The 13658-nt window shown below is 73.0% G+C and carries 12 protein-coding genes; 2 read left to right on the top strand and 10 right to left on the bottom strand.

The window, feature by feature from the left end:
- Positions 1–14: 14 nt before the first annotated feature.
- From DTL70_RS29810 to DTL70_RS29830, 5 genes are all read right to left on the bottom strand, one after another.
- Entirely contained in the window at positions 15–2273 is a 2259-nt protein-coding gene (locus tag DTL70_RS29810; RefSeq protein ID WP_114025114.1) for a 2-dehydropantoate 2-reductase, read from the bottom strand.
- Positions 2270–3094, bottom strand: a complete 825-nt coding sequence (locus tag DTL70_RS29815; protein ID WP_114025115.1) for an SDR family NAD(P)-dependent oxidoreductase — start codon at positions 3092–3094, stop codon at positions 2270–2272. The genes DTL70_RS29810 and DTL70_RS29815 overlap by 4 nt, the downstream gene beginning before the upstream one ends.
- The gene (locus tag DTL70_RS29820) at positions 3094–4422 is read right to left on the bottom strand and encodes an MFS transporter (RefSeq protein WP_114025116.1); all 1329 of its coding nucleotides are present in this window, start codon (positions 4420–4422) and stop codon (positions 3094–3096) included. The genes DTL70_RS29815 and DTL70_RS29820 overlap by 1 nt, the downstream gene beginning before the upstream one ends.
- Positions 4419–5387 (bottom strand): polysaccharide deacetylase family protein, encoded by a 969-nt coding sequence (locus DTL70_RS29825; protein ID WP_114025117.1) that lies wholly within the window; start codon positions 5385–5387, stop codon positions 4419–4421. The genes DTL70_RS29820 and DTL70_RS29825 overlap by 4 nt, the downstream gene beginning before the upstream one ends.
- 219 nt (positions 5388–5606) lie before the next feature.
- Positions 5607–6614 carry an Lrp/AsnC family transcriptional regulator gene (locus DTL70_RS29830; protein WP_114025118.1) on the bottom strand — a complete coding sequence of 336 codons (1008 nt, stop codon included), beginning with the start codon at positions 6612–6614 and terminating at the stop codon, positions 5607–5609.
- Positions 6615–6980: 366 nt separating this feature from the next.
- Here DTL70_RS29830 and DTL70_RS29835 point away from each other — a divergent pair, with 366 nt between their 5' ends.
- Complete coding sequence (locus tag DTL70_RS29835; protein ID WP_114025119.1) at positions 6981–7565, top strand: TerD family protein; 585 nt, start codon at positions 6981–6983, stop codon at positions 7563–7565.
- 136 nt (positions 7566–7701) lie between these two features.
- Here the strand turns inward: DTL70_RS29835 and DTL70_RS29840 are convergent, their stop codons facing one another.
- The 5 genes from DTL70_RS29840 to DTL70_RS29860 form a co-directional block, all read right to left on the bottom strand.
- Positions 7702–8976 (bottom strand): acyl-CoA dehydrogenase family protein, encoded by a 1275-nt coding sequence (locus DTL70_RS29840; protein WP_147266838.1) that lies wholly within the window; start codon positions 8974–8976, stop codon positions 7702–7704.
- Positions 8977–9175: 199 nt separating this feature from the next.
- Positions 9176–10093 (bottom strand): sulfite exporter TauE/SafE family protein, encoded by a 918-nt coding sequence (locus DTL70_RS29845; RefSeq protein ID WP_114025121.1) that lies wholly within the window; start codon positions 10091–10093, stop codon positions 9176–9178.
- 165 nt (positions 10094–10258) lie between these two features.
- Entirely contained in the window at positions 10259–10717 is a 459-nt protein-coding gene (locus DTL70_RS29850; RefSeq protein WP_114025122.1) for an RrF2 family transcriptional regulator, read from the bottom strand.
- Between the two features lie 32 nt (positions 10718–10749).
- A complete protein-coding gene (locus tag DTL70_RS29855) occupies positions 10750–11406 on the bottom strand; it encodes a response regulator (RefSeq protein ID WP_114025123.1) in 657 nt (218 codons plus the stop codon).
- On the bottom strand, positions 11403–12641 hold the full coding sequence (locus DTL70_RS29860) for a sensor histidine kinase (RefSeq protein WP_114025124.1): 1239 nt from the start codon (positions 12639–12641) through the stop codon (positions 11403–11405). Before DTL70_RS29860 ends, DTL70_RS29855 begins: the two co-directional genes overlap by 4 nt.
- 192 nt (positions 12642–12833) lie before the next feature.
- On the opposite strand from DTL70_RS29860, the gene DTL70_RS29865 reads away from it, so the two are divergent.
- Positions 12834–13637 carry a class I SAM-dependent methyltransferase gene (locus DTL70_RS29865; protein WP_114025125.1) on the top strand — a complete coding sequence of 268 codons (804 nt, stop codon included), beginning with the start codon at positions 12834–12836 and terminating at the stop codon, positions 13635–13637.
- Positions 13638–13658: the final 21 nt, after the last annotated feature.

Below are 13658 nucleotides of genomic sequence, written 5' to 3' on the forward strand. Positions count from 1 at the left end.
GGAACCGTGTCCCGTCACCCCCGTGCCAGGGACGTCAGCACGAGCGCGGTCAGCGCCGCGCGTTCGACCATGCCTTGCACCGAGGTGTTCTCCGAGCGGGCGTGCGCCCCTGATCCGGTCGCGCCGATACCGTCGAGCACGGGGACGCCCGCGGCGACGACGAAGTTCCCGTCGCTGGCGCCGCCGACCGAGGTCTCCCGCAGGTCGAGGCCGAGGAGCGCCGCACAGCCCTTGGCCAGGTCCGCCAGTTCGGCGACCTGTGCGGTCCGCTCGAAGACCGGGCGGTTCCAGCCTCCCGTGACCTCGATCCGGGTCCGCGTGTCGAGGGGCCGCAGCGCGGCCAGCGCGGCGTCGATCCGGTCCTGCTCGGCGGCGGAAGCCACCCGGACGTCGAGGTGTGCCACCGCGTGCCCGGCGGTCACGTTGCTGCGGGTGCCGCCCTCGACCACTCCCACGTTGAGGGAGGTACCGGCGGCGGGGTCCCGCAGCGCGGCCAGCGCGCGTATCTGGTGCGCCAGCTCCTCCACGGCACTCGCTCCCGCCGCCGGGTCGAGTCCGGCGTGCGCCTCCACCCCCGACACCGTGACGGTGAACAGACCGACGCCCTTGCGCGCGGTCTTGATCGCGCCGTCGGCCGCCGCTTCGAAGACGAGCGCCAGGCGGCTGCGCCGCGCCTCCTCGACGAGGGCCTCGTGCGAGGCCAGACTGCCGGTCTCCTCGTCGCCGTTCAGCATCAGCGTGCAGGCCGGGCGGGGAAGACCGAGCGCGTCGAGGGCGCGCAGCGCCCATACCGCCTGGACGAGTCCGGCCTTCATGTCGAAGACTCCGGGACCGGTCAGGCGGTCACCGTCGCGCCGGAACGGCCAGGTGTCGAGCGTGCCGGTGGGCCACACCGTGTCGTAGTGGCCCAGGAGCAGGACCGGCCGTGCGCTGTCCGCCGCGCCCTCCGTCGGCGGACAGCGGCGGACGAGCACGTCTCCGGCCTTCTCGCGCGCCAGCACCTCCTCGCTCGCGGGCTCGCCCAGGGACCGGTCGAGCCACTCCCGCACCCAGACCAGGCAGGAGCCGAGCGCGTCCAGGTCGTCGCTGGCGCTGCCCTGGGAGGTGTAGGCGGCCAGGTCGGCCACCATGTCCTCGCGGCGGTGTTCCAGCCAGTCCCGTACCGCCGCCGCCCGGTCGGGCTCCATGCCGGTGGCCGCCGCGGGGGTGGTGGCCGGCGCCGCGCCGTGTGGGCCGGCCGGGGTGGCGGCCAGGCGGTCCAGTTGCTCCAGCCGGTCCTCCGCCATCCGCTCCGGGGCGCCCTCCAGCGTGCGCAGGCCGTCCAGCACGGCGCGCAGCACCGCGGTGGGCAGCCCCTCGCGGTCGGCGTGGGCGAAGACGCACCCGTAGTGGGAGGTCACCTCGACGGGGCGGTGGCGTACCGCCAGGTCACGCCAGATACCGCTGCGGTCCTTGGTCTGGGTGCGCAGCCAGGCGATGAGGCGGTCGGTGGCGGCGGTGCGGGCGTTGGGGTCCGCCGTGCGCCGGAAGGCCTCGGGCTCGAACGCGTCGAAGGGCTCCAGCGCGACGCCGAGCCGGTCGGCGACGTCGTAGACCTCGGCGGTGAGGGCGTACATCGCGGGCCTGTGCCGGTCGATGAGGTCGGCCATCGGGGCGTCGGCGAGTGCGGTGGCGGCGAGCATCGCGCCGAAGCCCGCCTTCGCCCACAGGTACCCCTCGACGTTGTCGCTCGCCCTGGCGGGTCCCCAGCTGTGCAGATCGGCGACGATGTCCCGCACGCGCCGGCTGACGGGCGCGCCGTCCGGTTCGCCCACCACCAGCGCGCCCGCGCCGCCGTCCAGCACCACGCCCGGCTCGATCACGTCGGCGAAGATGTTGACGAACGCCGCGACGGTCCGCTCGGCGCCGGCGTACCGGGCGATCACGGCCTCGTTGAAACCGTTCTGCAGGGAGACGACACAGCCGTCCGCCGCCAGCCGGGGGGCGATCCACTCCATCGCGTCCTGCGTGGCCTGGGCCTTGACCGCCAGCAGAACGCGGCCCAGCGGCCCGTCGTGCTCCTCGGGCGTCAGGGCCGTCACCGGCACGCTCGTGCGCTCCTGACCGCGTGCGACGGTCAGCCCGTGGGAGCGGATCGCCGCCACCTGGGCGCGGTCGGTGTCGATGACCGTGATCGGGTGTCCGGCGCGCGCCAGGGCGAAGGCCAGGGTGCCGCCGATCGCTCCCGCGCCGACGACCGTGTACCCGGCCGGGGTCTGCTGCTGACTGCTCATCGGCTCTGTCCTTCGGTGCTTCGGGGTGCGGGGCGGCTCGGGGGTGGGGACGGGTTCGCGGGCGCGCCGGGGGGCCAGATCCGGGGCAGTTGGAGGGCCCCGCTGCTGGAGCCGCCGTCGACGCGCAGGATTTCGCCGGTGATCCAGGAGGCGTCGGGCCCGGCGATCCAGCGGACGGCTCGGGCGATGTCCCCGGGAGTGCCCGGGCGTCCCAGCGGGTTGCCGCCGATGGCGGCGGCGTACTCCTCGGAGACGGGGTTGCAGTCGCTGTCGACCGGGACGAATCCGGGGCTTACGGCGTTGACGCGGATGCCGTGCGCCCCCAGTTCGAGGGCGGCGGCGCGGGTGGCCATCTCCAGCGCGGCCTTCGACGCGGCGTACGGCCCGCCCCCGGGGCGGCTGCGCAGCGCGGATCCCGAGGAGATGTTGACGACCGACCCGCCCTCGGCCGCCTCCATGGCCAGCCGCGCGTAGGCGGCGGTAGCCAGCACGGGGGCCCGCAGATTGACGGCGAACAGCTGATCCCAGGCGTCGGCGCGGAGGTGGGCCATGTCGAGCGAGGGATAGCGGCCCGCGGCGTTGACGAGGACGTCGACGGGACCGCGCTCCGCCCAGGCGCGCTCCACCACGGCGGCGGGCTGCTCGGCTTCCGCGAGATCGGCGGCGTGGACGGCGGCGCGGTCACCGAGGCGCGCGGCCGTCCTCTCCAGCGCTGCCCGGTCCCGGTCGGTCAGGGTGAGGAGGGCGCCGTGCGCGGCGAACTCCTCGGCGATCGCCGCGCCGATGCCCCCCGCCGCACCCGTGATCAGTACGTGGGCCATCAGCGGAACCCCTTGTCCTTGGTCTCGGGCATCGTGAGGTAGACGACCAGGGAGATCAGCGAGGCGGCCGAGACGTAGACCCACAGCAGATCGCTGAAGCCGCTCTCGTGCAGCCAGGTCGTCACGTACGGTGCCGTCCCGCCGAACAGCGCGACAGCCAGCGCGTACGGCAGCGCGATGCCGGTGGCCCGGACCTCCGCGGGGAACTGTTCAGCCATGATCACCGCACAGTTGGCCGAGTACCCGAGGATCAGCAGCATCCCGACGAGCTGTACGAGGAAGAGGCTCAGGAAGTTGTCGCGGAGCAGGTGGAGCAGCGGCCAGGCCAGGACGACGAAGCCGCCCGCGAACGCGACGAGCGTCGGCTTGCGGCCCACGCGGTCGGACAGCAGCCCCGCGAACGGCAGGGCGACCACGAAGACGATCAGACACAGGGTCTGGGACAGCAGCGCCGTGCTCAGCGGGATACCGGTGGTCAGGTTGGCGTAGGTGGGCAGGTAGTTGACCCAGATGTAGTAGGTCAGGGTGCCGGCGACGGTGATTCCCGCGACGCGCAGCGCGGCGGCGGGATGGTCGACGAACATCGCCTTGATGGGGTTGCGGCGCGTGCGTCCCGCACCCCGTGCCTCGGTGAAGGACTCGGTGTCCTCGACCGAGACCCGCAGCCACAGGCCGATCAGCCCCAGCAGCCCCCCGGCGACGAACGCGAGGCGCCACCCCCAGGAGTGCAGCGCGCCGTCGCTGAGGAGCGAGGTGGCCACCGTGCCGAGCAGCGAGGCGATCAGGACGCCGCCCGCGACCGACACCTGCTGCCACGATCCGGCGAAGGCGCGGCGTCCTCGGGCGGCCGACTCGACGAGGAACGCCGAGGAGGAGCCGAACTCCCCTCCGGCGGAGAAACCCTGCGCGAGCCGGGCCAGCAGCAGGATCACCGGAGAGAGGAACCCGATGGTCTCGTAGGAGGGGGTGAGCGCGATGACGAAGGCGGCCGAGGCCATCAGACCGACCGTGAGCGTCAGGCCCTTCTTGCGGCCGTGCCGGTCGGCGTAGGAGCCGAGTACGGCCGCGCCGATGGGGCGCATGACGAAACCGACGGCGAAGACGGCGAGGGTGGACAGCAGGGCGACGGCCTCGTTGCCCCGGGGAAAGAACTCATCCGCGATGATCTTGACGAAGATCGAGTACAGGGCCCAGTCGACCCACTCGACGGTGTTGCCGATGGTCCCGGCGACGATGGCCTTGCGCTGAGCGGGGCTCAGCCGGTGGTGCGCGGTGGTGGCGGCGCCCGGTGCGGGCGCCGCCGCGGGCGGCGGGCCGGTGTGGCTCACGGGGTGGCCTCCGGGTGGTCGGGGCGGGTGTCGTGCGCGTCGGCGGAGTCCGGCGGCGTGCGCAGCACGGCGCGGGAGGCCTCGGCGACCTGGGCGTGTGTCGCGTACCAGACCCCGGTGTGTGCCGCGATGTGGTCCAGCAGCTCCCGCAGCGCGACGAGCCGCGAGCGGTGTCCGATCACGTGGGGGTGCAGGGTGAGCTGGAAGACGCCGCCCGCACGGTAGGCGGCGTCGAACTCGTCGACCCAGATCTCGCGTACGTCGCGCGGGCGGCTGTGCGGGCGCACGGACCCGTAGCGGTCCATGGTGAAGTACGGGGCGTCGTCGCGGATCCAGTCGACCGGGATCTCGACGAGCCCCGTGGGCCGGCCGTGGGCGAGGACCTCGTACGGCTCGTCGTCCGCCATCAGGGAGGAGTCGTAGGAGAAGCCGAGCTCCAGCATGATCTCCAGCGTCGACTCCGAGAAATCCCAGGACGGGGTGCGTATCCCGGTGGGCCGCTGCCCGGTGAGCTGCGTGAGCGTCTCCAGGGCGCGGGCGGTCAGGTCCCTCTCGTCGTCGCGGCCCAGCAGCGTGTTGCGCTCGTGTATCCAGCCGTGGACGGCGAGTTCGTGACCGCCGCGCGTGTAGGCCCGTGCCTCGTCGGGGTGGAGGTGCGCGGAGACGGCGGGCATGAAGAAGGTGGCGGGCACCTGGTGGCGGGCGAGAAGTTCCAGAATGCGCGGGGCACCGGCCCGCGCCCCGTACTCGCCCTGCGCCAGCCGCCCCGGGCTAGTCTCCCCGTCGCGCAGCGGAATCGTCTCGTGGTCGGAGTCGAAGGACAGGGCGACGGCCACGCGGGCGCCGCCGGGCCAGCGTGCCGGAACCAGGCGGCGCCCGGCACGGACGGCTTCGACGTGGCCGCGCCAGGTCTCCTCCGGCCAGCGCCAGCTCGGCGTCGGCTCACCGGTGTCGGATGTGGGCATGACGGATCTCCACAGCGGTTCGGGGACGGGTTTCGGGGACGGGTTCCGCGGAAGGGGGGCTCGGGGACGGGTCGCGGCTCGGCGGAGGCCGCCCGCGCGACCGTGCGCAGGGGAGGGCGAAGGGGCGTACGGGCAAGGCCGACGCCGACGCCGACGCCGATACCGGGGAAGGGGAAGGGGACGGGTTCGGGGGCAGGCGCCGGGGTGTGCGGTGGCGGCTCAGGCCGCCTGGGTCATCCGGTGCCAGGAGTACTTCAAGGTGGCGAGGTGGAGGGTGATGTCGGAGGCGTGGAGCCCGGGAAGGGCCCCGATGACCTCGCTGGTGTAACGGAACAGGTCGGCGCGGCGGGGCAGCACCATGTGACCCACGAGGTTGAACCGGCCTGTGGCCGCGCTCAGGAACTTGGTGCCGGGATGCGCCGCGAGCCTGCGGCCGGCCGCGTCCAGCCGGTCGGGCTCGATGGAAAGCCACACCATGAACTCCGCCTCGTAACCCAGCAGGGAGGGCTCCACCAGCGTGCGGAACTGGAGCACGCCCCGGCCGATGAGCCGGTCCAGGGCCCGCGCGACGCTGGACTGACTGCGTCCGAGCCGCCGCGCCAGGGTGCTGACCTGCGTGCGGCCGTCCTCCGTCAGCGCCGAGGCGATCTCCTTCTCGAGGCCGGAGAGCGCTTGTGGCGCCCGGTCCCTCTCGTCGCGGTCGCACGGCGGGGCGGTGGTGCCCTGGCGCAGAGCCGCGGCGGCGTCCGCCGGCAGCAGCCCGGTGTCCCACCTCGACGCTGAGGTGAACGTCCGGATGACGGCGACGGCCTCCGTGCCGGTGATCAGGTCGGCGCCTGGCAGGTCGGTGAAGAGCATGCGGATCATCTCGTCGTTGTCGCGCGCGACGAAGTCGACGATCAGATCCGCCGTGCCCGTGACCACCGCCAGGAAGCGGACATCGGAGCTGGCGGCGAGCTGCTCCGCCAGGTCGAGTCCGCGTCCCGGTCTGGCCTGCACCCGCACCAGCATCGAGGAGCCCTGGCGGGTGCGGTCCAGCTCCACCGTGCCGACGACCCGGAGGAGCCCCCGGGCGCACAACGACTGGTAACGGCGCTGTGCGGTGGATTCGCTGGCTCCCACCCACTGGGCGACCGCGCTCCACGGGGCGCGGCCGTTGAGCTGGAGCGCCGCGATGACGCGACGGTCCAGCTCATCGATCGCTTCCGCGTGGGCTCGGTAGGTCATGTGGCGGACGCTAGAGGCCGCCGTCTCCCGCCGTCAACGATGAAATCCCGCATACCCGCTGGTCATAGCTGTGATACTCGGCAACACCCTCGTTACGCGCGGCGAAAACCGGCAGTTCCCGGGCCTCGGCGGCCCGGCCGGGGCGGCGACGGATCACGTCAGGCGACGCGGGAAATTCCCCACCTCCGCGGCCGTCCGCTGCCAGGCCCGGCCGTCCCTGGCCGTACGGTGTCGCCGAAGTGCCCGCCTGTGCCCGTCGATCAGGACCCCTCGCGAGGACCGTGTACGCGGACCCCTCACGAGAAGTCCGCGGGAGGCCAGGCACACTTTGTGGGGTAGTTCCGCTGACACGAGGATGAATCACGCATGATTACGCTTACCAAGGAAGACGGCCCGGCAGATCTGGACGGTGTGTCCCATCTGAGCATCGGTGTCTCCTGGGACCCGACGGCCGGCAGCAGCGGTGGGGTGATGGGCAGGTTCCGCCGGAAGGCCGGAACCGACCTCGACCTGATCGCCGTCGCGATGCAGGACGGGGATCCCGTCCGGCTGGCGGGCCTCGACTCGCTGGACCCCATGGGCAACGGATCCTTGGTGCACAGCGGCGACAACCAGACCGGGCACGGCGACGGTGACGACGAGACCGTCACCGTCGAGTTTTCCGGCGTCCCGGGCAACATCACCTCGATCGTGTTCGTCGCCGCCGCCTACAAGAAGGGCAGCTCCTTCCAGAAGGCACGCAACATCAGCTTCAAGGTCTACGACGCGACCGGTGGCTCCGTACAGCAGGTCGCCGACATCTGGCCCAGCCTGCTCACCCAGGACAACGGCTGCGCCGTGGCCAAGGCCGTGCGGGTCGGCGGCGCGTGGAAGCTCGAAGTGATCAACGTGACGGGGAAGATCAAGCAGGGTGACGAGCACGCCCTGATGCGCTTCGCGGTCAGCAAGTAGTCGCTGTGCGGGCGCCCGGCGTGCGGGCGCCCGCACCGAGCCGCGGCCACGTCCCCTCGGCGGGCTCCCTCGGCGGGTCCCCGACCCCGGGCGCGCCCGCGTCACGTCCTCCGGACCGGCCCGGCCCGTCCCCGTGTCAGGTGCCCGACGAGTGCGAGGGGGCGGGCGCGTACAGGAAGTGTTCGCCGATGGCGCGCAGTTCCCGGGCGAGCGCACGGTGTGCAGTCAGCGACCTGGCGTTGCGCCAGAAACGGTCAAGGTGCGCGGCGTCGGCGAGCTCCAGCACGCGGGCGGTGATGCGCAGCGCGGCCTCGCTCGCGCTGGCCTCGGCCGTGGCGACGGAGGCGGCGATCCGTGAACCGTGCACGGAGTCGAGCCGCTCTCCTCGGCCGATGCCTTCCGCCAGGGCGTGTGTGGCGTGCTCGACGACCGCCGTGGACACGTGGGCCGCGGCCGCGAGTTCTCCATAGGCCTGGAGGAGGTCGGGGTCCGCGGCTTCCGCCGTGAGGGTGGGATCGTCCCGCCAGGGTGCGGGAGAGCGGGTGTGGAACGTGGCCAGGATGGCGTCGCGTGCCTCATCCAGCGCGCCTTCGGCGATGCCGAGTACGACGTGCGCGGTCATCATCCTCAGCGCGAGCGGGGCGAGCGCCGCGAGCGGAGCAACCAGGTCCTCGTCCCCCGCGACGGTGCCGAGCGTGTCGTCCTCGCCGGCGTGCGCCTGAGTGAGGTGGAGGGTGCCGGCCCCGGTGAGGCGCTGGCCGAACAGGTCGTCCAGGGGCTCGGTGGTGACGCCCGTACTGCTCGGATCGATCAGCACCACCACGTGCGACTCCCGCGTGCCGGCGCGCCGGGCGGAGAGCAGGACGCGGTCGGCCACCCGCGCGCCCGGCACCGGCACACTGCGGCCGCTGAGGTGGTGGCCGTGGTCGTCTGCCGTGATGGTCAGGGCGTCTTCGGAGGACCGGTCGCCGCGCGCTTCCGGCTCGATCCGCCCGGCCAGCAGCAGCCCCGTGCCGGCCGCGTGGGTCTCCCACCAGGCGCTGGGATCGGCAGGTGCCAGCAGACGCCCGCTCCAGGCCAGCACGTAGTGCCGGCCCAGCAGTTCGGCGAGGGAGCTGTCCGCGGCGGCCATCCGGCGGACGATGCGGCAGGCGTCCGGCCACGCCAGACCGCTGCCGCCGGGTGCGGGTGGGACGAGCGCGTCGAGCAGGCCGGACTCGCGGATGTGCGCCACCTCGTCGAGGGGCGGTGCGCCGGCACGGTCGCGTTCGGCGGCGTCGACGGCGAGATGGTCCGCGAGTTCGCCGGCCACCTGCTCCCACAGGTGCGGGGGAGCCGCGCGGTGTTTGGCGCGGTCCACTTCCCGCTCGCGTTTCCGCTCGTCTTCGCGCTCCTCTTCGTGCAGGATCACGGCGCGCACCGGTACGGCCGCGAACGGAGGGCCGCCGCACGGGGCGACGGTCCGGCCCCGCTCGGCTTTGGACCGTCCACGGAGCGGGGGGATGCCTCGGCAGCCGATGTCACGTGCGCCTCCGGAGAAGGGGAGAGGGAGAGCTTCCGCAGCTTCCGGCCTGGCCCGGACCGGTGGCCGGGGTCAGGCGCAGCGGTGTTCAGACGGACGCCGACGGTGCCGTCTCATCCTCCGCGGTCGCCGCTCGCGGAGCGGGCGCGCGGCGGTGCTCCCTCACGGAGTGGGCCAACGCCGCCGCCCAGACCGCGTAGAGGATGCCGTACACGGTCCACTGGGCGGCGTCGCCCGCCGAGATCCAGTCGCCGCGCAGCAGAGTGCGGACGTTGGTGAGGACGATGAGACCGCCCACCGCCGAGCCGAGGATCCGCGGCGGCACATGGCGCACCAGCCAGGCGGCGAGGGGCGCGGCGACGAGTCCGCCCACGAGCAGCGCGACCGCCCATCCGGCGTTGACACCTTCGGAGCCGAGCCCGTAGAGGAACCCGAGGCTGGCGGCGACGGCGACCAGGAACTCGCTGGTGTCGATCGAGCCGATGACCTTGCGCGGCTCCATGCGGCCGCTGGCGAGGATCGCGGGGGTGCCGACCGGCCCCCAGCCGCCTCCGCCGGTGGCGTCCATGAATCCGGCCACCAGTCCCAGCGGGCCCAGGAACCGCTTGCGCAGCGGCTTCCCCAGATTCCCCGTCGGCAGCCCCTGGACGGTGAAACGGATCAGCACGTACAGCCCGAGGGACAGCAGCAGGAGCGACATCAGCGGTTCCGCCGCCTCGGTGGACAGCTTGGACAGGAAGGTGGCCCCGGCGAAGGCGCCGACGGCCCCGGGCACCCCGATTCTGGCGACCACCCGCCAGTCGACGTTGCCGAACCTCCAGTGGGCGGCGCCGGAGGCCAGGGTGGTGCCGATCTCGGCCAGGTGGACCGTGGCCGAGGCCGCGGCGGGGTTCGTGCCGGCGGCCAGCAGCAGAGTGGTGGAGGTGACGCCGTAGGCCATGCCCAGGCTGCCGTCCACCAGTTGGGCGCCGAGCCCGGCCAAGGCCAGCAGTATCAGCGTGCGCACAGTAGCCACCTCGCAGTTGAGATCCCTAGTTTTCCTACCTGATTGGTAGGGATAATGGCCGCAGCGGAGAAGCCCCACAAGAGGTCGTCCATCATGTGATCCGCTCACGTCTCGGTGGCCGGACAGCGCCTCGCAGCGGCGCCCGGCGGAATCCGAGCGAGAGGACTACGGGTTGGCCCAGGCCGAGGGGGAGTCGGTCAGCAGCGAGACCTCACCGGGAAGCCGGCCGGAGACCAGGTCGGCCAGCGAGACACCTTCGAGGATCTGGCGCACGTTGACGCGCAGCGCGATCCACAGCGGCAGCAGCGACTCGGCCGGCCCGCTGTAGGACAACTCCGGCGGACGCACACCCCGCACCGAGACCAGGGGACCGTCCACGACCCGGATGATGTCGGCGATGCTGATGTCCTCCGTCGGCTTCGCCAGCCGATAGCCGCCGTTGACGCCCCGCTGGCTGGCGACGAGCCCGCCGCGGCGCATGTCGTTGAGGATGCCCTCGAGGAACTTGTGGGGGATCTCCTGCGCCTCCGCGACGCATTCGGCCTTCACCGTTCCGCCCGGCTCGGCCGCCGCGAGCTGCAGCGCGGCGCGTACCGCATAGTCCGCCTTGGCCGAGATCCGCATGGTGACATTATGCCCCGGCGCGCGGGGCGCCCTCACGGCAGCAGGCGGTGGCGGGCCGCGGCTGCCACCGCCCCCGCCCGGGTGCGCACGTCCAGCTTCGCGTAGATGCGTCCGAGGTGCGTCTTGACCGTGGCCTCGCTCAGGAACAGGGCCCGGGCTATCTCCCGGTTGCCGAGACCCTGCACGAGCCGGCCGAGGATGTCGCTCTCCCGCGGGGTGAGAGTGGGGCCCGGGCTGCGCAGGCGGGAGACCACGCGGTCGGCCACCGACCCCGACAGCACCGTACGCCCGGCCGCCGCGTCCCTGATCGCGGCGAACAGCCGCTCGGGGCGCTCGGCCTTGAGCAGGTACCCGGTGGCGCCCGCGGCGACGGCGCGGGCGATGTCGGCGTCCGTGTCGAACATCGTGAGGACCAGCACCCGCGGGGCGGGACCGCCCACCGGCGCGTCCTCGGCGGACGTGAGCCGGCGGGTGGCCGTCACACCGTCCATCCCCGCACCCAGTTGCAGGTCCATGAGCACCACGTGAGGCGACAGCCCCGCCGCCATGGCGAGCGCCTCCTCGCCGCTGCCCGCCTCCCCGACGACCTCGATGCCGTCGGTGCTGGACAGCAGGGCGCGCAGCCCGGCACGGACGACGGCGTGGTCGTCGCACAGCAGCACCCGGACCGTGCCGGGTGCGCTGGTCACGGCGTCTCCCTTCCGGCGTCGCCGGTGGCGAGCGGCACGGCCATCGTCACCACGGTCCCCTCGCCGGGCGCCGACTCGACGGTGAGCGACCCGCCGGCCTCCCTGGCCCGCATGCGCATGACGGGCAGGCCGTGCCCTCGCTCGGCGGCCCGGGACCGGCGCGGCGGCTTCCGGGCGTCGAAGCCGCACCCGTTGTCGGCGATGTCCACGGTGATCCGGTCCTCCAGACAGGTCAGGGTGACGACGGCCTTGGACGCCCCGGCGTGCTCCCGCGCGTTGGCCAGCGCCTGCTGGGTCACGCGCAGCAGCGCCGCCTCGACCGCCCCGGGCAGCGCACCTGGGCCGCCGGGCGCGGCGTCCAGGCGGAACTCGACGGCCCGACCGGGTGCGCCGTCCCGTTCCGCGAGAGTGCGCAACGCGGTGACGAGGGAGTTCTCGGCGAGGTCGAGCGGGGCCAGGTCGCGGACGAACCTGCGGACCTCGGCCAGCGCGCGGTCCGCGGTCGCGGCGGCGTCCCACACATGTGTGTGCGCGGTGTCCGGCTCCGTGTGCCAGTGGCGCTGCGCGGCCTGCAGCAGCATCCGCTGACTCGACAGGCTCTGCGCGAGGATGTCGTGGATCTCCGCCGACAGCCGCTGGCGCTCCGCCAGGATGCCCGCGTGCCGTTCGGAGGCGGCCAGTTCTCCGCGGGCGCGCACCAGGTCGCCGATCAGCAGCCGCTGCCGGGTGGTCAGACGCCGGCCGTGCACGAGGACGGCCGTGGCGACCGTACCGAGAGCGACCGGGGCGATCACCAGGTTCGGGTTGAAACCGCCGGAGGCGATCCGCACCTCGGAGACGACCACGAGAAGGACCAGCACGGCGGCGAGCGGGACCGCGAGCCGCACGGGCAGCCGGTGCAGCCCGGTGAACAGCAGCGGCATGGTGCACCAGGTGGCGCTCGGTTCGAGGGCGAGCAGGACCATCCAGAGCGCGAGCACCGCGCCGAGCCAGACCAGATGCCGGACGGTGGGGCGCTCACCGTGGCGCGGGGCAGGCGCCGTCAGCCGCCCGAAGAGGTAGAGAGCTCCGAAGGCGAGGAACAGCGCGAGCACCCACGCGGAGCGCGCGCCCTCGGCCCGGCCGTGGGTGAGCAGGCGGACGAGCGCACCGCCGAGCAACAGCAGAAAGGCGGCGTCGAGGGCGGCGGTCAGCCAGCGCGCGTCGGCGTCCGGCTCCGTGTCGTCTCGCTCCACCGCGTCCTCATCGCCTCCCGGGGGCCTCGCACCACCACGTATACAAGCGCTCCTCATGACACACATCATCCGATCGGCTGACCTCGGCATGGCCCGGCGGGGCCGTCACGGGCAGCCGCACCTCCGACGCCCCGAGGTGGTGACGCCGGTGAGACTGCTGGAAAACGGCCCCTACCGAGAACGAGCGCAGCCATGCCCAAGAGCCTGACAGCCGACCGCTCCTCCCTCACCCACCGCCTGTCCTACGCACTGCGCCACCCCGCCCGTGTGCCACGGCACCTGCGCCGCACCGCCCGCGACACGTGGCTGCGCTACCGCTCGCCGGATCACGTCGCCTACTACCGCGCGGTCATGCGCTCGGACACGCGCCGCGATCCCGACGCGGCCGTGGGCGGCCGCAGCCGGGAGCGCTGGCTGGCGCTGGGAGCCATGCAGTTCGACTACCTGCTGGGACACGGGCTGCGCCCGGAGCACCGGATGCTGGAGATCGGTTGCGGCAACCTGCGAGCGGGCTGGCGCTTCATCGAGTACCTGCGTCCCGGCCACTACCACGGCATCGACATCTCTCCCGACATCCTGTTCGCGGCGCAGGACACGCTCCGCGACCAAAGGCTCCAGGACCGGCTGCCGACGCTGACACCGGTGCGCGACCTCTCGCTGGGCTTCCTGCCGGAGGGCCGGTTCGACGTGGTGCACGCGCACAGCGTGTTCTCCCACTCGCCGCTGCCGGTGATCGAGGAGTGCTTCGCCCACATCGGCCGCGTCCTCGCCCCGGGCGGCTGGTTCGACTTCACCTTCGACCGTACGGAGGGTACGGAACACCACGTGCTGCGGGAGGACTTCTACTACCGCACCGAAACGCTGCTCTCCCTCGCCGCCGACCACGGCCTGACCGCCCGCTTCATGGACGACTGGGAGGACCTCCCGCACGGCCAGTCCAAAATCCGCGTCACGCACCGGGCGGAGGGTCAGTGCGCGTCGGGGCGCCGACCGTGAGTGACGGTCGTCGGTCCCCGT

The sequence above is a fragment of the Streptomyces diacarni genome (assembly GCF_003323715.1).
Classification (GTDB): Bacteria; Actinomycetota; Actinomycetes; order Streptomycetales; family Streptomycetaceae; genus Streptomyces; species Streptomyces diacarni.